The sequence below is a fragment of the Streptomyces sp. NPDC058576 genome, assembly GCF_042718715.1.
GTDB lineage: Bacteria > Actinomycetota > Actinomycetes > Streptomycetales > Streptomycetaceae > Streptomyces.
Genome location: NZ_JBHXPF010000027.1, coordinates 1 through 23330 on the forward strand (window position 1 = coordinate 1; position 23330 = coordinate 23330).

Sequence of the window (23330 nt, forward strand, 5' to 3'; positions counted from 1 at the left end):
GGTGCGGTGCCAAGTCGCATGCCCGGTTCGGGAAGCGGCTCCGGGGAAACGGGCCGGTCGAAAGACCGGAACCGCGCCCCGGGCCGACTTCACCAACAGGACACGGGCACCCTGCGCTGACCTGGGCACTGGCACAAAGATTCGAACACACGATCTAATAAGGGTGTGGACGCCTACCCCTATCCCGAAGGCCTGATCGAAGTACAACGGCAGTGGCACGCCACCTACCGCGCTCTCGCCGCACCCCGCCCGCCTCACGCCGCCGAGTTGCGCCGCCTCCTGCTCCTGCTGTCCGTCCGGATCCACTGGCACCCCTGGTGGTCCACCCCGGCCGGGCGGTCGCCCGCTGCGCGGGTGGAGCTGCGCCGGCTGACCGCCGGGGACCGGGAGGCGGGTGCGGCGTGAGGCGGGAGCCCTGCCCCCTCACGGCGCGGCAGGAGGCGGTGATGGTGGTGATCCGGTCGTGGCTCGCCGAGCACGGGCACGGGCCGACTGTCCGGGAGATCGGGGCGCGGGTCGGTCTCTCCAGCACCAGCTCCGTCGCCCACCAGCTCGGCCGGCTCGAAGCATGCGGGCTGATCACCCGGACCGGCCGGGACTGGAGCACGTGCGTCCTGGGGGAGGAGATGCCCGTGCGGCGGCCGGGGCTGCGGAGCCGTGGGCCCGGCGGAGGGGCGGACCGGTATGGACGACGACCTCCCCCCTGACCTGGAGCGTCTGCGAACGTTGGAAACCTGGGCGGTCCTGTACCTGAAGCGGGTCCGGGCGCGGATCGCGGCCGTCGAGCGGCAGCAGGCACCGCCCCAGCAGACCCCGGTTCCCACGGCCGCGTCTGCGCCGCCCGCCGCTGGGCCGCGCCGTGGGCGGACGCCCGATTGGGGCATCGCCGATACCGGTGTGGGGACGTCTGCCGCTGAGGTTCACCGGGGCGACTGCTGGGCCCGGGGCCGGTCGCTGCGGCCGGTCAGTGCGGAGCGTGCCCGTGCTGAGCTGGCCGGCGGTATGCGGGCCTGCGCGGTGTGCCGCCCGGACACCGTGCTCACCAGGTCGTGACCGCCGGTGCGGGTGATAGTGCCCGGCGTACGGTGGAGGTGTGACCGCTGGTCCGTACGCCGGCTGGATGGCCCGTCGCAGGTGGAGGCAGCTCGATGCGGCCGAGCGGCTCGCTGCGGACGCGCGGCGCATGGACGCCCCCGGGGGCGGGGACACTCGCGATGCGCTGGATCTGATCAGCCTGAGTTCGAGCGTCTACCGCTACGCCTGCCGGGACGGCGTCCGCCAGGCGGTGCAGGCGGGGGCCACCTACCGGGAGATCGTGTTGGCTTTCGGGATGTCGATCTCTGACACCCAAGATCTCATCGACCGGATACGGGCGCGGGACCGTGAGCTCGCCCCGGGTGGATGGACCGCTTTCCCTTCGCCGATATCTGAGATTCTCCGGGGTGACTGCTGGGCCCGGGGCCGGTCGCTGCGGCAGGTCAGTGCGGAGCGTGCCCGCGCGGAGCTGGCCGGCGGTATGCGGGTCTGAGTGAGCCTTTGGATACTTCAGGACCAAGACTGGGCGGCGCCGCCAGCCGCCTTCAGCATTGGTATCCGGGACACTCGCGAAGTAGTACACCGAAGATCAACCACCACAGGATTGGCACGCTTGATACTCCGGCCATGATCAGGAACCGGTTACGCGCCCTTCGATGATGTGCGACCTGGGCAACGCTGAGGCCCGCTGCTGGTGCGAGCACGGCTGTGACCAACGCGCTCAGAGCGAAGATCCACGCGTATTTTGGTGTCTGTTCCATCCATCCGGCTGCGTGTATGAGTCCCGGGCCAGCCAGAAGGAGTGGTGCGGAAGCCCACCACCAAGACAGGCCTTTGATGATCCGATCCGTCTGTGAGACGGCCGAATCACGAGGCCCAGCCCTTTCGATGGGGCCCTCCGAAACCTGTCCGAGCGGTGGCATGAACGCATCATAGGTGAGCCGTGGCAATGCGGTGTAAAGGTCCTCGATCGGCTGCGGCGGGTCGAGTCAGGAGCGCAAGCGGGCAGATAGAGACTGCCGGTCATTGCTTCTTCGCCCAGTCGACACGCGTGCCGGTTCTGCTAAGCCTGCGCGTCATGAGGGTGATGAGTGCACAGGTCCAAGGGTGCGTTCGACTTTCCAGCGCCGGGGCAGAACGACGAAGCCTTTCGCCCCGCGGGGGCGGGAGTCGGTCTTGAGGGTCATGTCGAGGAAGTCTCCGGACCAGTTGATGAGCTGGCCGGCGTAAGCGGAGTCGGCCCAGACCTGGCTGCGCGTGGGGTGGCCGAGGCCGTACGAGGCTCCCTGGCCTGGGCGGGCCGGTGTGGCGTGCGCTGAGGGGGCACGTTGCTCGGGATACTGCGCCGGGCCGGAGCGGGAGGGGCTGTTGCGGGCGAATTGCCCGGGTAGGCGTGCGGGGGAAGGGACGTGATGACACGGACTGGCAGAGGTTCGCGGAGCAGATAGGGGTCATGGCGCACGATCTGCTGGGGCAGTCGTCGGTGGAGGCGTCGCTGGGGCGGATCACGGGTTCGGCGACCGAGCTGGTGGCGGGGTGTGACGCGGCGGGGATCCTGGTGCTGAGCGGGCAAGAGTCCCTCTCGCTGGCACCCTCGGAGCCGCTCGTGGCGGAACTCGACCAGCTCCAGCGGAAGCTGGACCAGGGCGGCCCCTGTTTCGACGCCGCCCGCCGCTCCACAGGGGAGCGGGTGTTCCGGATCGGCGACTTTACCGAAGCCGAGTCGCGGTGGCCGGCCTTTGTGCCCGAGGCCCTGAAGCTGGGGGTGGGCAGCATGATGGGTTTCCTGCTGTTCACCGAGGACGAGGACTTCGGCGCGCTGAACTTCTACTCCCGCCGGCCCGGGGCGTTCACCGAGGACAGCGAGAGGGCCGGTGTCCTGCTGGCCTCCCACGCCGCGGTCTCCCTGTCCGCCGCCCGCACCCACGCCCAGATGGAACAGGCCGTCTCCACCCGCCATCAGATCGGTCAGGCGATGGGCATCCTCATGGCCCGCCACCACATCCCCGAGAACGAGGCGTTCGACAGGCTGCGCCGTTACTCGCAGGACAACAACGTCAAGCTCCGCGAGGTCGCCCTGCTGGTGTGTGAGCAGGGGGGCCTGCCGCAGCGCTGACGCCGGGCGGGGCAGGGGTGTGGCCCACGCGGGGCAGCAGGTGGTCGGCGAATGGGTGCGCTCTGGCCCCTTCCCGTGTTGGCTGGGATGTTCGTCCAGGTCAGGCCCTATGCATGGGGTCCCGTGGAGCCGATGGGCCCTGCTGACTTCAAGGGTGACGATGATCCGTTTACGCATGTTCTCGCGTGTGGCTCGCGCGACGGCAGCACCACCTCCGGCGGCGACGGCGCTGCGGGATCCGGCGGTGCGGGCGGTAAGGGCCGCGAGGCCGGCGGCGGGCTGCCCCGCACCAGCCCCACGAAGGGCAGGACCAGCTACGAGGGCGAGAGCGGGAAGAAGGGCGGCGATGCCCACATCGTCATTGCCTGGTAGCCCCTTATCCCCATCGCAGGGACACGGAGCGGTGACGCTGGAAGAGGTCGTGGTCGGCCGCTTCAACTGGGCCATTACGCCCTCACGGCATCCCCGTCGTCTCGTGGAACGTCCCGCCCTGGGCGCCCGGATTCAACGGCTCGCCGCGATCTATCTGCGTGTTTCATGAGGTTCCTGATGGGAACCCGGCACACCTCGTCCACGACTGCCAGCGACGGAAGGAGCGGGCCGTGCGCGCATTGACCTACCAGGGAAAGCGGGACGTCCGGGTGGAGACCGTCCCGGATCCGCGGATCCAGGATCCGACGGACATCATCGTCAAGATCACGTCCACCGGGATCTGCGGCTCGGATCTTCATCTGTGCGAGGTGCTCGGGCCCTACCTCGACCCGGGCGACATTCTGGGTCACGAGCCGATGGGGGTGGTGGAGGAGGTCGGCCGTGAAGTGACCGCCGTCGCTCCGGGGGACCGGGTCGTGATCCCCTTCAACATCTCCTGCGGGCACTGCTACATGTGCGGGCAGGGGCTGCACTCGCAGTGCGAGACGACCCAGGTGCGCGAGCGCGGTATGGGCGCGTCCCTGTTCGGGTTCACCAAGCTTTACGGGCAGGTGCCCGGAGGCCAGGCCGAGTACCTGCGGGTCCCCTTCGGCAACGATCTACCCATCCAGGTCCCGCACGGCCCTGCGGACGACCGGTTCGTGTATCTCTCCGACGTGCTGCCCACCGCCTGGCAGGCCGTGGAGTACGCGAACATCCCGCCCGGTGGCAGCGTCACGGTCCTCGGCCTCGGTCCGATCGGCGCCATGGCCGCCCGGATCGCCCGACACCGCGGTGCCGGCCTCGTCATCGGCGTGGACCTGGTCCCCGAACGGCTCGACAGGGCGAGCAGGCACGGCGCCACCTGCCTCGACGCGCGCCGCTACGGCAAGAACCTCGGTGATGCCGTCCGCGACCTCACGGACGGGCGCGGCACGGACGCGGTGATCGACGCGGTCGGCATGGAGGCTCACGGTTCCCCCGTGGCCAAGGCGGCACACACAGCGGTCGGGCTGCTGCCCGACGCCCTCGCGCAGCGCATGATGGAGACTGCGGGGATCGACCGCCTCGCCGCGCTGCACACGGCGATCGACCTGGTACGCCGGGGCGGCACGATCTCCGTCTCCGGGGTGTACGGGGGCTCCGCCGACCCGATGCCGATGCTCACCCTGTTCGACAAGCAGATCCAGCTCCGCATGGGCCAGGCCAACGTCAAGCGCTGGGTGGATGACTTGCTGCCCCTGCTCACCGACGACGACCCGCTGGGTGTGGACTCCTTCGCCACCCACCACCTCCCGCTCGAAGAGGGACCCAAGGCGTACGACACGTTCAGGGAGAAGGCCGACGGCATGATCAAAACCCTGCTCATCCCCTGAGGCCCGCGAACGGCACGGCGACCAGAGGAAGGAACTTCCGCGTGGAGAACAGCAGTCGGCACCCGGGCAAGCGGGTGGTGGTCGTAGGTGCCACCGGCAATGTGGGAACCAGCGTGGTCCGTGCGCTCGCCGCGGACCCGGACATCGATTCCGTCCTCGGGCTGGCCCGCAGAAAGCCCGCGCTTCAGATTCCGAAGGTGGAGTGGGACAGTGTCGATCTGTCCCGGGCCGACAGCGAGGATCGTCTCGCGGGACTCCTGGACGGTGCCGACGCCGTCGTCCACCTGGCGTGGCGTTTCCAGCCCACCCACGATCCCGTGGTGACCTGGCGGAGCAATGTGCTGGGCTCCCAGCGAGTCTTCGAGGCCGTGGCAGGCAGCGGGGTTCCCGCTTTGGTCCACGCCTCTTCCGTCGGCGCCTACTCCCCGGGCCCCAAGGACGAACCCGGCGTCGACGAGCAGTGGCCCACGCACGGTTGGCCGGACGCGGCCTACTGCCGGGAGAAGGCCTACCTGGAGCGGGTCCTCGACACCTTCGAGCTGCGCCACCCGCAGATCCGCGTGGTCCGGATGCGGCCCGGCTTCCTCTTCAAGGAGACCGCCGCTCCCGAGCAGCGGCGGATCTTCGCCGGCCGGTACGCCCCCGGGCCCCTTCTGCGGCCTGACCTGCTGCCCTTCGTACCCGACCTGGATGGGCTGCGTTTCCAGGTCCTCCACACCGATGACGCGGCCGAGGCCTACCGGCTGGCCGTGCTCCGTGATGTACGGGGCTCCTTCAACCTGGCGGCCGACCCGGTCATCGACGCCCGCAGGCTGGCGGACCTGCTCGGCGCCCGGATCGTACGGATCCCCAGGGCTCTGGTGCGTACCGCGCTCGCGGCCGCCTGGCGGGCCCACGCCGTACCGGCCTCCCCGCACCTGTTCGACGCGGTGCTGCGCCTGCCCGTACTGGACTCCGGCAGGGCCCGCGACGTACTGGACTGGCAGCCCACCCGCACGGCCGAAGACGCACTGAGCGCCTTTCTGCGCGGTGTTCGCACCGGCGCGGGCGAGAACACCGAACCGTTGGAAGGCCGAAAGATCGGCTGACCAGCCACCCAGTCGCGCCGCCGGCGGAGAACCTGTGGGTCGGCACGGACCACATGCTCCGGGCGCGTCCGGTGCACCGGGCTTCCGCGACGACCAGAAGGAAAACACCATGGCGAGCAGTGAACAGCCTCAGGACCCCAATACGCTCCACCCCCGCCCCGACTTTCCCCAGCAGGACCAGGCACATCCCGGCTGGACCGGCCCCATGGACCCGCCGCCCGACCACGGCGAGGAGTCCTACCGCGGCTCCGGGCTCCTTGCCGACCGGAAGACCGTGATCACCGGCGGTGATTCCGGGATCGGCCGCGCGGTGGCGCTCGCCTACGCCCGCGAGGGCGCAGACGTCCTGCTGACCTACCTTCCGGAGGAGGAACAGGAGGCCCAGCAGACCGTCCGCCTGGTGGAGGAATCCGGACGCAGGGCGGTGCCCGTCGTCTGCGACATCCGGGACGACAAGCAGTGCCGCTCCCTCGTCGAGCGCGCGGTATCCGAGTTCGGCCGCATCGACGTCCTGGTCAACAACGCGGCGTATCAGATGTCGCAGCCCGACGGGATCTCCGCCATCTCCACCGAGCAATTCGACCGCGTCATGCGCACCAACCTCTACGGCATGTTCTGGCTGTGCAAGAGCGCCCTGCCGCACATCCCGGCAGGCGGATCGATCATCAACACGACCTCGGTGCAGGCGTACAAACCGAGCCCCCATCTCCTCGACTACGCAATGACCAAGGGGGCGATCGTCACCTTCACGCAGGGCCTGGCCCAGATGCTGGCCTCCGACGGCATCCGCGTCAACGCCGTCGCCCCGGGCCCCGTCTGGACGCCCCTCATTCCGGCGACGATGCCCGACACCGCCGAGTTCGGGAAGCAGAGCCCAATGGGCCGCCCCGCGCAACCCGCCGAAATGGCGCCCGCCTACGTCTTCCTGGCCTCCGCGAGCGCCTCGTTCATCACCGGCGAGATCATGAACGCCACCGGCGGCACGCCACTTCCCTGACCCTCACGACCTGAATCGTGTGCTTTCCATCAAGCCCATCAGAAGGAGCACTACCCGCTATGCGTGCACTAGCCCTCGTCTGCACCCTGAACGCCTCGCCCGCCCCCTCCAGCAGCCAGCACCTGGCCGAGCAGGTCATGGCCCAGTTCGCCCGCCACGACGTACAGGGCGAGGTCATCCGGGTCGCCGACCACGACGTCCGCCCGGGGATCGGGGTGGACATGGGCGACGGCGACGCCTGGCCCGCCCTGCGGGAGAAGGTCCTGGCCGCCGACATCCTCCTCATCGCCACACCCATCTGGCTCGGCCACCCCTCCAGCGTCTGCCAGCGGGTCCTGGAACGCCTCAACGCCGAGTCCTCCGAGACCGACGACCAGGGCCGCCCGCACACGTACGGCAAGGTCGCCGCCGTGGCCGTCGTCGGCAACGAGGACGGCGCTCACAAGGTGAGTGCCGACGTGTTCCAGGGCCTCAACGACGTCGGCTTCTCCCTGGCGCCCGGCGCCGTCACGTACTGGGTCGGCGAAGCCATGCAGGGCACCGACTACCAGGACCTGGACGAGACACCCGAGGCCGTCGCCTCCACAACCAAGGCCCTCGCGGCCAACGCCGTCCACCTGGCCCGACTTCTCGCCGACAGCCCCTACCCGGCAGCCTGACGACCCGGGACCCTCCGCAGCAGTCAGCACGCGCAGGGAGCTCTGCCGCAGTGCTGACTCGGGGCCGGGTGCCCCGGACCCCCTGTGTGTGCGGCCGGTGCGGTGTGCGCCGCGCTGAGGGTCACGTTTCCTCGGGCACTGGCGGCATGGCCCGCGCCCCGGGCGGCGGGCTCGGGGCGCGGGACGGGACGCTCGGGAGATGGACCGGGTGTCAGGCGGCGGCCCAGTCGGCGCCGAGCGCGGCTCGCGCTGGGCGCTGCTCAGCTTGTTCCGCCTGCTGCGGGTGTTGCTGACCCAGGTGCCCAGCCCGGGCGGCCCGTCCAGATGTGTTCGACATGGGCTCGCGGTACAACGGCACAACTCTCCCGCGGTGTCACCGCGCTCACTCAGTGCGCCCCGAGGTGGCGGTCAGAACGAGGACCGCTTGGTCGTCGTCGATGGTGCCGCCGTCGGTGAAGGTGTGGAGCGCCGTGATGATCCCATCGATGATGTGCTGGGCCCGGGGTTGGCCGGGGAGGTGTGCCACGGCCTCGGCGAGGCGCTCGTCGCCGAGCATTTCACCGTCCGCGCGGCGGGCCTCGGTGATGCCGTCTGTGTAGAGGACCAGGCTCTCGTGGGGTTGCAGGTGAAGGCGGTGGGGTGTGACGTGCGGGTCGGGGGTGACGCCGAGCAGCAGCCCTTTCGTGTCCAGGACGTGCACGGACTGGCGGGAGTCCCGGTGCAGGGGGGCGTTGTGCCCGGCGCGGACCAGTTCGATGTCGAGACCGGTAGGGGCGGGGGTGAGCTGGCCGTAGACGAGGGTGACGAAGCCGGTGCCGTGGCTGCCCGGGCGGTCGGTGAGAGCTTCGTTGATGGCGCGGACGACGTCGGCGGGGCCCGGAAGGCGGGGTGCGACAGCGCGGGCGGTGTGGCGCACAAGGGCGGTGGTGGTGGCGGCGATGGCGCCGCGGCCGCACACGTCGCCGAGCAGGAAGGCCCAGCTGCCGTCCTTCAGGGGGAAGACGTCGTAGAAGTCGCCGCCGATGTCGAGTCCTTCGCCGGCGGGGTGGTAGTAGGTCGCGACATCGGTGCCGGGCACGTCGGGCAGCTCGGGCAGGAGAAGTCCGGCTTGGAGGTCGCGGGCGAGCGCGGCCCGCTGAGCGTACTGGCGGGCGTTGCGCGCGGCGGAGGCGGCGCGACGGGCGAGATCCTCGGCCAGGGCAACGGCGTGGCCGTCGAAGACGTGGTCACCGGTGGACAGCAGTGTCACGGCGCCGAATGCCTGGCCGCGGTCCATGAGGGGGACACACAGGTAGCCGGTGACGTGCAGGTCGTGCCAGGGGCCGGGCCCGGTAGGAGCACGACGGGCCACCTCGCTGGTCCCGGAGACCAGGACACGGGCAACGGCATCGTCCGCTCCGTCACAGACCGGGATGTGCGAGGTGAGCAGGTCCCGCTCGCGCCGGGTGGGGGCAGCAGCGGCGACCCGGCGCCCCCGCCCGGCCTCGATGATGTCGACCGCGCACAAAGGCGCCAGCTTCGGCGCGCAGGAGGCGGCCAGCCTGGACAGCACCTGCGCGGCGTCCAGGCCGAAGGTGAGCGCGCTGCTCGCCTCCAGGAGGAAAGCGAGGTCGTCGCGGACGGCCTTCTCCCGTGCCTCTGCCGCCTTGCGGGCCTCTTCGGCACGGTGGCGTTCGATGGCCAGCGCCGCGGTGTCGGCGAACACCCGCGCCAGGGCGAGGTCGGCCTCCTGGGGGGTGCGCGGCGTGCGGTGGTACATCGCGAAGGTGCCCAGCAAAGCGCCGTCCCGGGCCAGGATCGGGGTGGACCAGCACGCGGCGAGGCCGGCCTGGCCGGCCAGCGCGCGGAAGTCGTCCCAGAACGGGTCGGTCGCGATATCGGTGACAATCACACGGCGGCGGCGGTGGGCGGCGGTGCCGCACGATCCGACGCCCTCTCCGGTGGCGATGCCGTCGATCGCCCGGTTGTAGAAGTCAGGCAGGCTCGGGGCCGCCCCGTGCCGCAGATGCCGGCCGTCGGAGTCGGCGAGCAGCACCGACACCAGTACCTCCTCGGGCGCGAGTCCCTCGATGGCGCGGGCCATCCCCTCCAGCACGTCTGGCAGCGGGGCCTGACGGGCAATCTGCTCCAGCAGCACCCGGTGCTCGGCCGTCAGCCGTTGAGCGTGCTTGACCTGGGTGGTCTCCACCCCGACCACCCGCACCCCCATCACGTTCCCGCCCACGTCCAGGCGCGGCTCGTAGGTGAAGTTGAAGAACCCCTCCCGGGCACTTTGCCCCTCACCGAGCAGGACGCGGGCGTCCCGGGCGGTGTGGGCTTCTCCGGTGCGGTAGACCCGGTCCAAGAGCGCGAGGAAGCCCTGCTCGGCAAGCTCCGGCATCAGCTGCCCCAGCGGCAGCCCGGTCTCGGTACGCCCGCCGCCGATCGCGGCGAAGAAGGCATCGTTCGCCGTCTCCAGCATGTGAGCGGGACCCGCAAGATAGGCGAAGATGGCAGAGGACTCGCCGAACAGCGCCCGCAGATCACGATCCGCGCCTTCCAGGTACGCGGTGCGCGCTCCCGCCGTTTCGGCAGGTTGGGGGCCCTGCTGCCCCGGAACGCGCGTCATGAATTCTGCCTCTCCGTTGGCCGTGTCGGCTCGTCTGCACTGGCAGCCACGATGTCACGCCGGTCAAGGCCCGCCCCCAAGAGCCTGATGCCTGTCGGGGTACACATCGAAGATCTGGTCCAGGCCGGTCACCGCGAACAGCCTGGCCACCGGTGCGGGCAAGCCCGACAGGCGCAACCCCCGATCCTGGTCCGCGAGCCGCTGCCTGAGCCGCAGCAGAGCATTGGTCCCGGAAGAATCGCAGAACGCCAGGCCCGCGCAATCGGCCACCACCGGCCCCGCACCCAGCCCCCTGGTCAGCGCACTCTCCCCGGCCTCCTCCAGCTGGACCACGCTGTCGAAGTCGAGCTCGCCGCGCAGCGCGAACACCACGCCCCGCTCCACCTCCACGACCGGCACCGAGAGCACCCGCAGCTTCCTCCCTACGAAGCGACCGACGACAACCGCACTTATCGTAAGGACCACGAACACCAGCCCAGAACCCGCATACACCGGCGCCGCATCCCCCTGCTCCAACAGGTTGCCGGGGCATCGGGGCGAGTGCCGGGCCACGGGCAAGACGCGGCCGTCGATCAGCGCGGAGCGCGTTCATGCCGTCTGGCCGACGGTGTCCAGGTCTCTTGCTCTCTGCTGTCAGGGGGTCTGGGGCAGCGGCAGTGCGTCGGTGATTTCCTGGGCGGCGCGCTGGCCTGATTCGATGGCGCCTTCCAGGTATCCCGCGTGCGCGCTGGCCGTTTCCGAGCCGGCCCAGTGGATGTTGCCGATCGGCGTGTGGGGGACGGGCATGATTCCTGCGGTGGTGCCGGGCTCAGGCAGCATGCTGTATCCGCCGCCCGCGTGTTCGTCGAGGTGCCACGCCTTCTCGTGCCAGCCCGCGGGCTTGACGACGTCGGGTCCGAGGTGCGGGACCAGGGGGCTGAGCAACGCTTGGCGGCGCGCGTCGGCATCCATGTCGTCCAGTGTGCGGGCCTCGGGGCCGGCCACGAGCGTGCACAGGTGACCGGGGCCGTCTGGCGCGGTGGTGTCGAACACCGCCCGGCCGGGGGCATCCAGGATCATGAACTCGGCCCGTCCGCGGTCCCGCCAGAACGGCCGTTCGTAGACCGCGATGGCCTTGTAGACGGAGCCCATGTAGGTATTGGTCTCCAATGCCGTCCTGTGAGCTGGCAGGGGCGGGGTGTGCTGGATGCGCGCGGCGACCGGTGGCGGGACGGTGATGATGACCTTCGCGGCCCGGAAGGTGCCTGCCTGGGTGTGCACGGTGGCGCCCGTGTCGTCCCGGGTGATCGAGGTGACCTGGTGGCCGGTGCGGACGCGCGGGCCGAGGTCGGCGGCCAGGCGGTCGGTGAGCGTTCCGGCTCCTTCGACGAGCAGGGAGTCCTGTGCCCCGCCCTTGGTGGACAGGATGGTTCGCAGCCCGCCCTGCTGCCGGACCATCTGGGTCATCGCGTGCACGGAGTACCTGTCGAGGTCGGCCGTCCAGGAGATCGACGCGATCACTTCCAGCAGTCTGCGCGAGGTGTGTGCGGGTACGTGGCGCAGCCAGGCGTCGATCGTCGTGTTGTTCCACCGGTCGGGGGTTCCGGTCTGGGTGAGCACGCCGAGGCAGGCGAGGGCCAGTTGGGCCGGCAGCAGCGACGGGGAGGCGATCGGCAGCTTGCGGCCCTGGTCGATGACCTGGGGCAGTGTGCCGGTATGCATCGGGTACTGGGTGGCGCTCAGTTCGGCGGCCAGGGCCATGATCCGGTGGTGGTCATGGCCGATCCACTGGCCGCCGAGGTCGAGCCGGGAGCCCAGCACGGTCGTTTCGGCCATGGCGCGTCCGCCGATCCGGTCGGCGGCTTCCAGCACGATCACGTCGATGCCGCGGCGGTGCAGGTCGCGGGCGGCTGTCAGCCCCGACAGCCCCGCGCCCACGACGACCACCGTCGCCTCCAGCTCGGCATCGTGCGCCGCCCATTCGTTCCGTTCCGCGTTTGGCATGCGTCTTTCTCCTTGAAAGAGGTCGGATCTCGGTGGTGTGCGCGGGGCGGGCCCCCTCAGCCGTGGCGCATCAGGCGCTTGACGAGTCGCAGTCCGAGATCGGTGAAGGGCGGCTGCGCGAGGCGCAGTGTGTCCGGGGCGTGGGGCTTGTGCAGGACGGGTTTGAGGTGGGAGAAGGCGCGCCAGGAGTAGACGCCGTGGTAGGCGCCCATCCCGCTGGCGCCGACGCCGCCGAACGGCAGTCCGCTCGCGGCGACATGGACCAAGCCCGCGTCGTGGACCAGCGCGCCGGAGGAGGTGTTCTGCTCGAACAGGCGGCGGGTGCGGGCGCAGGAGGTGAAGACGTACAGGGCCAGCGGCTTGTCCCAGCCGTTGATGACCTCGACCGCCTGCTGGGCCGTGTCGACCGGGACGATGGGCATGATGGGGCCGAAGATCTCCTCCCGCAGCACAGGGTGGGCCGCGTCCGGGCCGACGACCGGACGGGCCTCGTCGGCGGGGACGGTCACGACCGTGGGCGCGATGTAGCGTCCGGCCCTATCGCTGTCGCCGCCGATGACGACGTCTGCGCTGTCCAGCAGTGAGACGAGGCGGTCGAACTGGCGCTCGCTGACGATGCGGCCGTATTCCCGGCTTGCGCGGGGGTCGGTGCCCCACAGGTCCGCGATCGCGGATTCGAGCGCGTCGACCAGCGCCGGGATGCGGTCGGGGGTGGTCATCACATAGTCGGGGGCGACACAGGTCTGGCCGGCGTTGGTGAACTTCGCCCACGCCAGACGCCGCGCCACCTGGTGCAGATGGGCGTCGTCGTCGAACCAGACGGGCGACTTGCCTCCCAGCTCCAGCGTCACCGGCGTCAGGTGCTCGGCCGCGGCCCGCATCACGATCCGGCCGACCGTTCCGCTGCCGGTGAAGACGATGTGGTCGAAACGCTCGGCCAGAAGCTCGGTGGTCTCCGGGATGCCTCCCCCAACAGCACGCACTGCGCCGTCGGGAAAGTAGCGGGGCACGAGCCGCGTGATCAGCTCGGAGGTCGCCGGCGCGAGCTCGCTCGGCTTCAGGACGGCCGTATTACCCGCGGCCAGCACTCCGACCAGCGGATCGAGCAGGAGCTGCACCGGATAGTTCCATGGGGCGATCACCAGCACCACACCGAGCGGCTCGGACACCAGCCGGGCCCTCGCCGGCCACAGTGCCGCCGGCACCGGTCCGCGCTTGGGCCGCGCCCACCCCCGCAGGTGGCGCAGCGTGTGGTTGATCTCCGCCAGGACCACGCTGATCTCGGTCAGCTGCGCCTCGCCCGCGCCCTTGTGCAGGTCGTTCCACAAGGCGGTCTCGAAGGCCGTCTGGTTCTCGGTGAGCATCGCGCTCAGGGCCTTCAGGCGGCTGACGCGGGCGGCCAGGGAGCGGGTCGCACCGGACTCGAAGAGTGTGCGCGCATCGGACACGGCCTGGGGAATCCGGGAGGTGATCTCGAGGGACGTCGTGGGCATGGAACCACCGTACCTCATTACGAAACGAATCCTTTTCGTTTCTATTCAGATAGGCTGAACGCATCCACGTCCACGACCCGAGAGAACCCCGGATATGACGCCACAGCCCGACACCGCGCCACAGGGGCGACCGAAGGACCCGCGCGTGGACGCGGCCCTGATCGAAGCGGCCATCGAGGTCCTGAGCGAATCGGGATGGGCCGCCTTCACCACCACGGCCGTCGCCCGCAGGGCGGGCGCCTCCACCGCCTCCCTCTACCGGCGCTGGCCGTCGAAGCAGGCACTTGCCGGAGCTGTCGCCCGGCACATCGCCGTGAACGAGCTGAGCGGCATCGACGCCGGGTCTCTCGAAAGCGACGTCCGGGAACTCCTCACGCGCAAGAAGCGGATCCTGGAAGCCGCTACCGGCCCCGCGCTGCTCTCGCTGATGGGCCAGGCCGCACACGACCCGGAGCTCCGCCAGATCCTCCACGACGACGTCTACCTGGCAGTCCGCGAACAGCTCGAAACCGTCATCGCCCAGGCCGTCCGCCGCGGAGAGCTGAAGGATGCCGTGGACACCGCGCAGATGGACGTCCTGACGCTGGTGGTGATCGGAACCACCCTGGCCCGCTCGGTCTTCCTCGCACCGCAGAACACGGACAAGGGAACAGCGGCCGACGCCGTCGACCTTGCCGAGATCGAACTCCAGCTGCTCCTCTCCGTGCTCGCCCGAGCGGGCGCTTCAGTCACGGCAACCTGATCGCACAACCGGCCGACGCCCGGCGCATCGCTACCGCATCGCAGGCCGCGAGGACGTTCGTCTGCAACGCGGTCACGGTCTACGGGGACAGTGTTGTGGGCGAGCGAGTGCAATGGCGGGCAAACGGTGAGTTGAGCCGTCCCTCACAGTCCACGGATCACACGACCAGATCCGAGACTCGTGAACAAAGCCAGCAGCCCTGCGCGCGAACGGTGCGGTGTGCGCTGCGCTGAGGGTCACGTTCCCGCGGGCACTGTCAGACCACGATGGCAATATTAGGGCTGTGAACACACCGGTTCACCGGAGTCGTTGGCCGCTCGCGCGACCGTGAGGTCATCGACTCACTCATCGCAACTCTGCGAAGGAGCTCTTCCGTTGCAACTGCATCGCGTAGCCCCCGTTATCGCCGCGGGCATCCTTGCTCCGGCTCTGCTGCTCGCCACTCCGTCATTCGCCGCAGGGGCAGCTTCGGCACCGGCTGCCGTGTCTGCGGCAGTCCCCTCGGGCGAACCGGACGCGGACGAGCTGAGGGTGGCGATAGCCCGCATCCTGGCCGACCCGGACAGCGGCAAGCGCGTGATACGAGAGGCCAACGCTCTGCTGGATGCGAACGACCCGGAGGCGATGCGCGCGTGGCTGGAGAGCGGCTACCGGCTCGCGCAGGCTGAGGACGACCGGGTCGCCATCACACGCATCCTGGCCGACCCCGACAGCGGCAGGCGGGTCGTCGCGGAGATCAACGCTCTGCTGGATGCGAACGACCCGGAGGCGATGCGCGCGTGGCTGGAGAGCGGCTACCGGCTCGCGCAGGCCGAGGACGACCGCGTCGCCATCACACGCATCCTCGCCGACCCGACCAGCAGCCCCGCTCTCCGAGCCGCGGCCGGCGCTGCCCTCGATGACAACACCCCGGAAGCACTGCGCCACTTCCTGGAAGTCGGCAGGTACGAAGTCGACTGACCCGGTCACGCTGACCTGGCGGTGGCCCGCGCCTTCTATGGCGACGTTCTCGGTTGGAAGTTCCGCTCGAGTTCGCTGGACGATCTGTTCTTGGTCGCGACGGCTGAAGACAACCCTGTGGCGGGGATCGGGGCCCGTATGCCCGGGCTGGCACCGGCGTCTGTGTGGACGCCCTACTTCGTGGTGCGGGATGCCGATGTGACGGCGGCGAGGATCCGTGAGCGCGGTGCCACGGTCGCGGTGGGGCCGATGGCGATGGGCGGGTGGGTCTGGCGGCGGACCGGGACGGGTCGACGTTCGGTTTCTGGGAGGGCTACACGCTGGCCTGGTCGCCGGGGGAGGGCCAGGCACCCCCCCGGATCGACCTGCAGACCCGTGACGCGTTCGACGCCGCGGTGTTCTACGGGGAGGTGCTCGGCTGGGCGGAGGGTGAGGACGTCGACGTCGTCCACCGGAAGGACCATGTTCTGGTGAGGCTCCGGGGCCGGGTGATCCTCTCTCTGCGGAGTGGCGGTGTGCAGACCTCTCCGCTGGCTCATCTGCGTCCCCGCTGGCTGGTGAACTTCGCCGTCGACGACGTCGAGCGGGCCGCAGCCGCCGCCACGGGCGCTGGAGCCACCAGGCCTTAGCCTTCGGCGGCCACCTGGGCGCCCGCGGGGTTCTGGTGGCGGCCCTGCAGGACCCGGACGAAAGTCTGTTCACGCTCTCCCCGCGCGACGCCTGAGGCCGGCCAGCCCTCGGCCCCAGGCCGTGGCCCGGGGGACGTCGCTGAGCGGGCAGTCACCGTGCGGATGGCGGTGGGCTCTGTCTGCATCGGGTTCGTCAAGGGCGTGCTCGCGGATTCGGCGACAGGATCCGGCGATCAGACGGGATACGTGCATCTGCGAAACGCCCAGTTCGGCGGCGATGGCGCTCTGCGTCATCCCCTCGAAGAACCGCAGGTAGAGCGCCCGCTTCTCACGTTCGGCGAGGCCCAGGATCCCGGGCTTCGCCGCCTCTCTGCCAAGGACCAGGTCGAAAGCGCCGTCGGATGCGCCGAGGAACTCGCCGAGCCCCCCGCCAGTGACTGCGGACGTCTCGGCGTCCAGGGACAGGGTGTTGAAGCCGTGTAGGGCCTCGCTGCCCTGCCGCACCTCGTCCTCGGTCAGACCGGTGTGCTCGACGAGGCGGGCGAGCGAAGCGGGAGCGCTTTTTGCGGCCAGTTCGGCGGTGGCGACGCGTACAACATTGCGGAGGTTCTGGACTCGGCGCGGGACGTGCACGGACCACATGCGGTCCCGGAAATGCCGCCTGATCTCGCCGGTGATCGTCGGCACGGCGAAAGGCACGAAAGAGCGGGACCGGTCCGGGTCGAAGCGGTAGACGGCGCTGACCAGACCGACGGCCGCGATCTGCCGCAGGTCCTCCAGCGTCTCCCCGCGATTGCGGTACCGGGCGGCCAGGCGGTGGGCCATGGGCAGCCAGGCGTGAATAATCTCCTGGCGGACCCGCTCCCGCTCGGCGCCAACGGGAAGCTCAGCAAGTTGGCGGAACCACTCCTTCGTTTCCGCGTCTCCGGCACGCCGGTCCTCTGTGGCCATGGATACGTCCGCCTCCGGTCCCGAACGATTTCGAGGTCCAGCAGGAAGGCCGCGTGGGCTGCCCCGGGGTATGGCCCGGCGCCGCCCACGCGACTGCGGCTCAATGTGGCTGCCGCGCTGAAGCGGTCAAAGCCGACGAGCCCCGCGGCCACCCTCCCGGCCCAGCGCGCTAACGCGTTTGCAGGAAGGTCCTTCTGCCCGGCGTCCGTCAGCGCAGACACCAGGTACCTTGCCGGGCCAGTACCTGCGAATGACGCGAGAGGATGCCGAGAACTGTGGCGCTCGCGATGCCGCGCCGCACGCTCAACGCGAACACGTCGAGGGCGAGGGCCGTTTCGCCGTCCCCCGCGGGCCCTGGCCCGGACGAGGCCCCCGGGTATCGCCGGACGTGCCGGAGAGGCCGAAGAGGCCGGACTCGTGGTTGAGGACGTCCTCGATCCGCTCGACCGTCATGCCGGTCGACGTCTGCAGCCAGAGCAGCCGGCCGCGTTCGACGCTGCCGCTGCGCTTGCTCGTCACCAGCCCTTCCAACGGTGCGAAGCCCATGGTGGTGTCGACGCTGCGTACCTCGCGCACCGCGCTGCCCGAGCAGCCGCCTCTCAGGTATGCCAGGACGACGTGCAGGGAGCCGGCCGGGCGGCCGAGCACTTCGGCCGTCCGGCGCAGGGCCTCCGCGTAGGACAGGCCGTGGAACCTGTACCGGCGCAGCCTGTGTCGTTCGGTCCACGCGCGGGGCAGCGGCGCGGGCGGCGGGCGGGAGGCCGGCGTGGAAGGCGGTGTCCAGGCATACGACGTGCGGCACATCGGGCAACAGGGCCCGAGTCGCGTCCAAGGGGGCCGGCGCCGGGGGACGTACAGTGGGGCAAGGTCGGCAGCGCGGTCGAGCTCGGCGCGCGCGTCCTCGTCGATGACGGTGGCGCGCAGTAGGTGCGGTCCGTCGTGGACGATGCGGTGCCCGGTCGCGTCCACCGCGGACGAATCGCGCAAGAAATCCCGATCATATCGGCGGCCTGGAGACCGGGAGGTTCGTTGACGTGTGTCGCGGCCCTCTCGCGGCTGTCGCCGTCCATGATCGTGAGGTGCAGGCTGGAGGAGTCGGCGTCGACGACCAGGATGTCCGGCTTGTTCGCGGTCGCCCCTTCCACTGGGTGATCTCGGCCGGGTCGGTGCCGGCACGCCGGACTTCCTCGCGCAGCCGGTCGCGATGGTGCGCGTGGGCGGCAGCCAGGTCGCCGCTGACCGTGGCGCGTCCGCGCAGGTGACCCAGCGCGGCGATGGCCAGGTCATGCCGGGAGACACCGTTGCTCGCGAGGAGGTCGTACGGGGTGGTGGTGCCCTCCTCGACATATTCGCGCACGTGGAAACGGCCCGGCCCAGGCCGCCCATAGAGAAGCTGGTGGACGGCGGAAGGGTAGCCGTGGAAATCGAGGACGACGGGGGTGGCGGTGTCGAACAGGGGCGCGGAACTCGGCGTCGGGCAGGCCGCGGGGGTGGCGGCCGGGTGGGGCTAGAGCGCAGGTCCACAATGTTGACCACCCGAATCCGCGCATCGGGCACATCGCGGCGCAGCAGGTCGAGCGCCGCGAGGGTCTCAACCGTCGGAATAGATCCCGCGCAGGCGAGGATCAGTTCCGGTTCCTCACCGCCGTTCGTCGAGGCCCAGTGCCAAGTACGGAACCCCCAGTCACGCGACGCATCTGAGGTGGGCTGCCCGCGACTCAGGCAGAGGGGGCGAGTTCCGTCATCAGCCGGCGGGCTTCCAGTAGCAGTTCGCCCCCGACGGCCGCCGCTGATGGTTCCTGACGGTGGAAGGTGTCGGTGAGTGAGCCGAGAGTGCTCCAGGCTTCCTTGAATGCTGCCTCGCGGCGTTCGCGCAGCGCTCCGGTCCCGGAGCCGGAGAGCAGTCCGGTTTCGATGGCGCAGATATGGCCGGCCTGGCCCAGCATCTCGGACAGCAGCCGGAGAAAGTCCGGCGACGGCGGGGGAAGTTCCCTGTCGTCACTGATCGTCTTGAGCGTGCGGGTGAGGGCCAGGACGCAGGTGCAGACACGACCCCACCGGGTGTCCTCGGCGAATGGCGGAGGCTTCGGGCCCGTGCGCCGCAGCCGGCCTCCCGGATTCCAGCGCGACCCCTCCATGGCCCAGCGGCGGGCCTCGCCGACGTTCTGCAGCGACACCATGAGGCCGCCGGCCGAGTGATGCCACTTCTCGGATTTCTCCAGCCCGTCCTCCTCACGGAGCCCTTCCGCCATAGCGTCGAGCAAGTCCGCCGTCTCCCGCACAAGACGGACCAGACGGTCACGAACGCTGCGCAGGTGAACCGGCGGAAAGACGAGGGCGTTGACCAGAAGACCGATCACCGCACCGATTAGCGTCTCCAGAAGCCGGTGCCCCACCGTGGACGTGCTGGACACCCCACCGGTGATGACGAAGAGCGCCGTCGTGGCACCGTAGATGCCCTGGCTCCCGAAGCGCCGGTAGTTGCCGAGCAACATCATGAACGGCAACGTGAGCAGCATGGCGGTCATGGTCTCATCACGGGTGAAGGCCATCGCCGCGGATGCCCACAGGGTGCCCAGGGCGATAATGGCGAACTGCTGAATCCCCGTCCGCACCGACTGGTAGACCGTGCTGCCGACCATCGCGATCGCCGTCCACGGAGCCAACAGGGCCATCGGCGCCTGGAACCACCACCCGCTTACCGCCCAGGCAGCTATTGCCGCCCCCGCTGCCTTCAGCGACTGGACGAGCGTGTCCCGCTCCGGACCGGGCTCAACACACGCGCTGCGGACTGACCGGCGTACCTCCGCCAGTTCGAGACCCGCCCACCGCCAAGCGACCATCCACCACGCCTCCCGCGCCACGCTGTTCCCTTTCGAGCGTTTGTCGCATCAACTGCCCCACTTTTGGTGCCCCCAGGGATTGGCAGAGAACAGGACCACGACCAACTGCCTCCGACTGTGGACGAACGCGGAGAGAAGTGACCATCCAAGAGAAGGAACCCCTGACACCAGGAACAAAACCACTTCAGTTGATCATGGAAGGTCAACGGTCGCAGATGGGGCGTAGACAGAATCGCAGGCAGCAGATGATCAAGCAGATGAACACTGGGCGCGAACCGATGTGACGTGGGCGGGCGGGATGCGCCGAGTCCGGAAAGGCGCGGACCCGATCCGCTTCGATGTGCGAAGCAGTCGGCACGGGACGGCGGGGAGAGACGGTCGCCTCAGTTGGTCAGCCAGAGCGCGAGGTTGAGAGCTGCTGCGTAGCCGACCCAGACCAGGTAGGGCGCCAGCAGCTAGGCCGCCCGGCGATCCACCCGGCCCGCGATCAGCACGGTGGCGACGATGGCTGCCAGTAGCAGGCAGATGTCGACGAAGGCCAGGCCGTACTTCTCGGCGGCGAAGAACAATGGGGTCCATAGTGCGTTGAGCAGCAACTGAACACCCCAGGCGGCGAACGCCGGCCGACGGGCAGGGACCGGGTTGCGGGCGACCAGCCAGCCCGCGACCGCGATCATCCCGTACAGCACGGTCCAGACCGGGCCGAAAAGCCAACCGGGCGGTGCCCAGATGGGCTTGTCGAGCGCAGCGTAGGTGCTGCCCGCGTCACCGGTCGCGGTCGCACCGACGGCGGCAACGCCGTAGCAGAGCACGAGCAGCACAACGAGCGTGGGCCAGCTCCTGCGGCGCACCGGTGTCACTCGGGTGGCATGGGTCGACGGCATGGGCTCACTCCTTTCCTCGGGTAGGCGCACCGGGGCCGGCACGTCGCAGGTCGACGGGTACCCGGTCCCCGTTCAGCCGCCGCCCGAGAGCACGCATACGGATAGGGCCGGCGGACCCGCGGCTGGCTGCCGCAAGGCGTGAGCCCGGAGCCGGTGGGTGCTCGCAGCTGCAGGCAGAATCCTGGCAAGGCGTCGGGAGTCGCGCGGAGGTCGGATGCATGTATTTCTGGAGGTGGGTACCCCGGTCCGCCACGATGACAAAAAGCCTCGTTCGCCGTACGGTGTTCGGCTCACGGATTCCCCTATATCCGCCGTGAGAGAGCTGTGCGGCGTGGTGAACCGAGCGGAGGCTCGCGTTCGCTCGTCGTGCGAGAAAGGCGCTCCGTAAAGATCCTGGCAGAGCCGCGCAAGCACCCGGCAGCCCGGAGTCGGGCAACAGTCAATGATCGGAAGGCAGCTGTCCATGGTGAAGGCAAGGAAGAACCTGTCCCAGGGACTCGACGTCTCCTGGCAGAGCCACGGGCACGACGTCGAGCGATCTGGGACTCGGAAAGTCGATGAGCGGACCGAGGCGACCGGCGAGATGGTCGGCGCGTCGCTGGAGGAGCCGCAGTACGAGGTGAAGTGTGCCAAGACGGAAAAGAGGGCCGTCCACCGTCCGGAGTCTCTGACCCGGAAGAAGAACAGGGGTGGATCATGAGCGCAGGGAGCGACCAGGAGCGGCAGGAAACTCTCGACCACTTCGGCGAGGCAGTCAACATGACTGCGGACGAGCTGGAGGAATGGCTCGATACCGATCAGTCCCGTGAAGTCGGTCAGAAGGACGGTGGAGAGTCCACCGGCCATGCATCCGGCCGAAGGATCGTGAAGCTGCTACGTACCCGCAAAGGCGAGCTCAAGGACGACGATCTTGCACACATGCGTAAGGTCTCCGGCTACGTGCGGAGGCACCTTGCCCAGCGTCCCGGAGGGGACGTCCGCGATACCCGTTGGCGCTACTCGCTGATGAACTGGGGACACGACCCCGCGAAATAGGACCACAGCGAGGCCGTCGCCCACGCGGCGACCCGGGCAAGGTTCTCGGGCTTTCGGGTCTCCGCACACGGGAGCGCCGCCCGAAGACGATCACTCTGCATACGCGCCCGTCGTCGTCAGGCCACGTCTGCCAGAAGACCGCACGTACGCAATCCCCGACCGACTGGCTGGCCTCCGGGGGAGATGGCGCTGCTTTGCCGACCGGGCGACGCCGTGTCGTACGCCATACGGAGGGCGCTGGTGCGGCGCGGGTTTCGTCGTCTGCCGCTCGGGGGACTGCGGAATCCATGGGTGACTACGACAACAAGATCACGGTTGCGGTTCCAGCCGATCGGCTCTTCTCCTACCTCGCCGACGTGAAGAACCTGCCCGCCTATATGCCCCGTCTGACATCCGCGCGCCCTCACGGTGGCGAGCAGGTCACCGTCACCGCTCACATCGACCCGCCAGACGCTCCGGAACAGGACGTCACCAGCGAGGCCTGGGTGCGCGTCGTCGAGGAAAGCAAGAGCTTGGAGTGGGGTGCGGCCGGTCCGCACCATTACCGTGGCCGACTGCATGTCGCCCCCGGCGACGAAGCATCCCACTCCGTGTTGACCGTCGAACTGCATACTGAGCAGACGGACGGCCCGCCGGTACAAGACGGGCTGCGGGAGGCACTGACGGGTATCAAGTCCGCCGTCGAGAGCGCCGAGCACTAGGCATTCCGCCGCTGTCAACGCTCACGAAACAACGAAGCGGCAAGCGGCTTGCCATCCGGCCGAGAGTAGGCCGACGGTAGGTCGGCAGGCCAGGGCCTCCATGCGAAAACCGCCGCCGAGCCGGTGGCCTGACCGACCTCAGCTTTCGTCCGCCCCCGAACCTGCCGCGGCGTCCAGCGGCAACCTCCGAACACCATGAGGGGAAAACCGTTGAACTGGCAGAACCCAGAACGGGAGAGCAGCAGTGGATAAGAGTGAGCTGGTTGAGACGGTCGCGCGCAAGACGGCAGATCACGGTGCCGAGGTGCCCCCGGAGACGATCGGTCAGGTTATCGATGCCCTTTTCGGCACGGTGGAGAGGGCCGGAGCCATCGCGGAAGGCCTTAGGAGGGGAGAGACAGTCGCTCTTCTCGGTTTCGGGGACTTCCACATCGAGGAAACGCAGCCGGCTCTGCGGCCGGGTGCAGCCCTCAGTCAATACGTGAACAGCACTGATTGAGAGTCCCAGGAAAAGGCCTTACGTCCGGCGGCAAGGCTTCCCACTCGAAGGGGACGACAACGCGGTCGCCGGCCCGGACGTTCGTCGCCTTCGAGCCGACTTCCTCCACGATGCCCATCGGCTCGTGGCCCAGGATGTCGCTGGTTTCGAGGAAGGGTCCGAACAGTTCGTAGGGGTGCAGGTCGGACCCGCAAAGTCTGGTCGTCGTGACCTTGATGATCACGTCGGTTGGGTCCTGGATTTCCGGGTCGGACACGGTGTAGATACGCACGTTGCGCTTGCCGTGCCAGGTCAACGCCTTCATGGGCTTCTCCCTCAGT

At 69.3% G+C, this 23330-nt stretch carries 27 protein-coding genes and 2 pseudogenes; 18 read left to right on the forward strand and 11 right to left on the reverse strand.

The annotated features are described in order from the left end of the window. The first annotated feature begins 165 nt into the window (after window positions 1-165). The 11 genes from ACFWRV_RS19855 to ACFWRV_RS19905 all read left to right on the forward strand — a co-directional run bounded on the left by ACFWRV_RS19855 (window position 166) and on the right by ACFWRV_RS19905 (window position 7682). On the forward strand, window positions 166-405 hold the full coding sequence (locus tag ACFWRV_RS19855) for a hypothetical protein (protein ID WP_384336267.1): 240 nt from the start codon (window positions 166-168) through the stop codon (window positions 403-405). Further along, window positions 402-707 (forward strand): LexA family protein, encoded by a 306-nt coding sequence (locus ACFWRV_RS19860; protein ID WP_384336269.1) that lies wholly within the window; start codon window positions 402-404, stop codon window positions 705-707. Before ACFWRV_RS19855 ends, ACFWRV_RS19860 begins: the two co-directional genes overlap by 4 nt. Beyond that, on the forward strand, window positions 685-1053 hold the full coding sequence (locus tag ACFWRV_RS19865; RefSeq protein WP_384336271.1) for a DUF6233 domain-containing protein: 369 nt from the start codon (window positions 685-687) through the stop codon (window positions 1051-1053). Before ACFWRV_RS19860 ends, ACFWRV_RS19865 begins: the two co-directional genes overlap by 23 nt. A gap of 40 nt (window positions 1054-1093) precedes the next feature. Continuing rightward, window positions 1094-1528 carry a hypothetical protein gene (locus ACFWRV_RS19870; RefSeq protein ID WP_384336273.1) on the forward strand — a complete coding sequence of 145 codons (435 nt, stop codon included), beginning with the start codon at window positions 1094-1096 and terminating at the stop codon, window positions 1526-1528. Window positions 1529-2488: 960 nt separating this feature from the next. Continuing rightward, window positions 2489-3151 (forward strand): GAF and ANTAR domain-containing protein, encoded by a 663-nt coding sequence (locus tag ACFWRV_RS19875; protein WP_384336275.1) that lies wholly within the window; start codon window positions 2489-2491, stop codon window positions 3149-3151. A gap of 132 nt (window positions 3152-3283) precedes the next feature. Continuing rightward, window positions 3284-3523 (forward strand): hypothetical protein, encoded by a 240-nt coding sequence (locus ACFWRV_RS19880; RefSeq protein ID WP_384336277.1) that lies wholly within the window; start codon window positions 3284-3286, stop codon window positions 3521-3523. A gap of 31 nt (window positions 3524-3554) precedes the next feature. Further along, window positions 3555-3692, forward strand: coding sequence for a hypothetical protein (locus ACFWRV_RS19885; protein ID WP_384336279.1), 138 nt, complete (start codon window positions 3555-3557; stop codon window positions 3690-3692). Window positions 3693-3753: 61 nt separating this feature from the next. After that, window positions 3754-4938: an alcohol dehydrogenase catalytic domain-containing protein gene (locus ACFWRV_RS19890; RefSeq protein WP_384336281.1), complete on the forward strand. Its 1185-nt coding sequence runs from the start codon at window positions 3754-3756 to the stop codon at window positions 4936-4938. Between the two features lie 41 nt (window positions 4939-4979). After that, complete coding sequence (locus ACFWRV_RS19895) at window positions 4980-6026, forward strand: NAD-dependent epimerase/dehydratase family protein (RefSeq protein WP_384336283.1); 1047 nt, start codon at window positions 4980-4982, stop codon at window positions 6024-6026. Between the two features lie 109 nt (window positions 6027-6135). Further along, complete coding sequence (locus ACFWRV_RS19900; protein WP_384336285.1) at window positions 6136-7023, forward strand: SDR family oxidoreductase; 888 nt, start codon at window positions 6136-6138, stop codon at window positions 7021-7023. Window positions 7024-7082: 59 nt separating this feature from the next. Further along, entirely contained in the window at window positions 7083-7682 is a 600-nt protein-coding gene (locus ACFWRV_RS19905) for a flavodoxin family protein (RefSeq protein WP_384336287.1), read from the forward strand. Window positions 7683-8064: 382 nt separating this feature from the next. On the opposite strand, the gene ACFWRV_RS19910 is transcribed toward ACFWRV_RS19905, so the two are convergent. From ACFWRV_RS19910 to ACFWRV_RS19925, 4 genes are all read right to left on the reverse strand, one after another. Further along, window positions 8065-10290 (reverse strand): SpoIIE family protein phosphatase, encoded by a 2226-nt coding sequence (locus tag ACFWRV_RS19910; protein ID WP_384336288.1) that lies wholly within the window; start codon window positions 10288-10290, stop codon window positions 8065-8067. A 63-nt stretch (window positions 10291-10353) separates the two neighbouring features. Continuing rightward, window positions 10354-10698, reverse strand: coding sequence for an STAS domain-containing protein (locus ACFWRV_RS19915; protein ID WP_384336290.1), 345 nt, complete (start codon window positions 10696-10698; stop codon window positions 10354-10356). A 225-nt stretch (window positions 10699-10923) separates the two neighbouring features. Further along, window positions 10924-12273: a flavin monoamine oxidase family protein gene (locus tag ACFWRV_RS19920; RefSeq protein WP_384336292.1), complete on the reverse strand. Its 1350-nt coding sequence runs from the start codon at window positions 12271-12273 to the stop codon at window positions 10924-10926. Between the two features lie 56 nt (window positions 12274-12329). After that, window positions 12330-13766 carry an aldehyde dehydrogenase family protein gene (locus ACFWRV_RS19925; RefSeq protein WP_384336294.1) on the reverse strand — a complete coding sequence of 479 codons (1437 nt, stop codon included), beginning with the start codon at window positions 13764-13766 and terminating at the stop codon, window positions 12330-12332. Window positions 13767-13911: 145 nt separating this feature from the next. Here ACFWRV_RS19925 and ACFWRV_RS19930 point away from each other — a divergent pair, with 145 nt between their 5' ends. From ACFWRV_RS19930 to ACFWRV_RS19940, 3 genes are all read left to right on the forward strand, one after another. Beyond that, window positions 13912-14508, forward strand: a complete 597-nt coding sequence (locus tag ACFWRV_RS19930; RefSeq protein ID WP_384336296.1) for a TetR/AcrR family transcriptional regulator — start codon at window positions 13912-13914, stop codon at window positions 14506-14508. A gap of 375 nt (window positions 14509-14883) precedes the next feature. After that, complete coding sequence (locus ACFWRV_RS19935; RefSeq protein ID WP_384336298.1) at window positions 14884-15468, forward strand: ALF repeat-containing protein; 585 nt, start codon at window positions 14884-14886, stop codon at window positions 15466-15468. A 263-nt stretch (window positions 15469-15731) separates the two neighbouring features. Then, entirely contained in the window at window positions 15732-16097 is a 366-nt protein-coding gene (locus ACFWRV_RS19940) for a VOC family protein (RefSeq protein WP_384336300.1), read from the forward strand. 69 nt (window positions 16098-16166) lie between these two features. On the opposite strand, the gene ACFWRV_RS19945 is transcribed toward ACFWRV_RS19940, so the two are convergent. From ACFWRV_RS19945 to ACFWRV_RS19970, 6 genes and pseudogenes are all read right to left on the reverse strand, one after another. Then, window positions 16167-17048, reverse strand: a complete 882-nt coding sequence (locus ACFWRV_RS19945; RefSeq protein WP_384336302.1) for a sigma-70 family RNA polymerase sigma factor — start codon at window positions 17046-17048, stop codon at window positions 16167-16169. Between the two features lie 303 nt (window positions 17049-17351). Next, window positions 17352-18035, reverse strand: coding sequence for a hypothetical protein (locus ACFWRV_RS19950; RefSeq protein WP_384336304.1), 684 nt, complete (start codon window positions 18033-18035; stop codon window positions 17352-17354). A gap of 10 nt (window positions 18036-18045) precedes the next feature. Further along, window positions 18046-18504, reverse strand: coding sequence for a hypothetical protein (locus ACFWRV_RS19955; protein ID WP_384336435.1), 459 nt, complete (start codon window positions 18502-18504; stop codon window positions 18046-18048). Between the two features lie 116 nt (window positions 18505-18620). Beyond that, window positions 18621-18842 (reverse strand): annotated as a pseudogene (locus ACFWRV_RS19960) (hypothetical protein); the annotation flags it as partial. Continuing rightward, a complete protein-coding gene (locus tag ACFWRV_RS19965) occupies window positions 18767-19891 on the reverse strand; it encodes an FUSC family protein (protein WP_384336437.1) in 1125 nt (374 codons plus the stop codon). The gene ACFWRV_RS19965 and the pseudogene ACFWRV_RS19960, both read right to left, overlap by 76 nt. A gap of 455 nt (window positions 19892-20346) precedes the next feature. Further along, window positions 20347-20775 (reverse strand): TspO/MBR family protein, encoded by a 429-nt coding sequence (locus tag ACFWRV_RS19970; RefSeq protein ID WP_384336306.1) that lies wholly within the window; start codon window positions 20773-20775, stop codon window positions 20347-20349. 463 nt (window positions 20776-21238) lie between these two features. Between ACFWRV_RS19970 and ACFWRV_RS19975 the strand changes: the two genes are divergently transcribed. The 4 genes from ACFWRV_RS19975 (at window position 21239) to ACFWRV_RS19990 (ending at window position 23010) form a co-directional block, all read left to right on the forward strand. Next, window positions 21239-21475: a DUF2945 domain-containing protein gene (locus tag ACFWRV_RS19975; RefSeq protein ID WP_384336308.1), complete on the forward strand. Its 237-nt coding sequence runs from the start codon at window positions 21239-21241 to the stop codon at window positions 21473-21475. Next, a complete protein-coding gene (locus tag ACFWRV_RS19980; protein ID WP_384336310.1) occupies window positions 21472-21810 on the forward strand; it encodes a DUF3140 domain-containing protein in 339 nt (112 codons plus the stop codon). Before ACFWRV_RS19975 ends, ACFWRV_RS19980 begins: the two co-directional genes overlap by 4 nt. Window positions 21811-22097: 287 nt before the next feature. After that, a complete protein-coding gene (locus tag ACFWRV_RS19985; RefSeq protein WP_384336311.1) occupies window positions 22098-22511 on the forward strand; it encodes an SRPBCC family protein in 414 nt (137 codons plus the stop codon). A gap of 244 nt (window positions 22512-22755) precedes the next feature. Then, a complete protein-coding gene (locus ACFWRV_RS19990; protein ID WP_384336313.1) occupies window positions 22756-23010 on the forward strand; it encodes an HU family DNA-binding protein in 255 nt (84 codons plus the stop codon). Between the two features lie 46 nt (window positions 23011-23056). Here ACFWRV_RS19990 and ACFWRV_RS19995 read toward each other — a convergent pair. Beyond that, a pseudogene (locus ACFWRV_RS19995) lies at window positions 23057-23314 on the reverse strand (alcohol dehydrogenase catalytic domain-containing protein); the annotation flags it as partial. Between the last annotated feature and the right edge of the window lie 16 nt (window positions 23315-23330).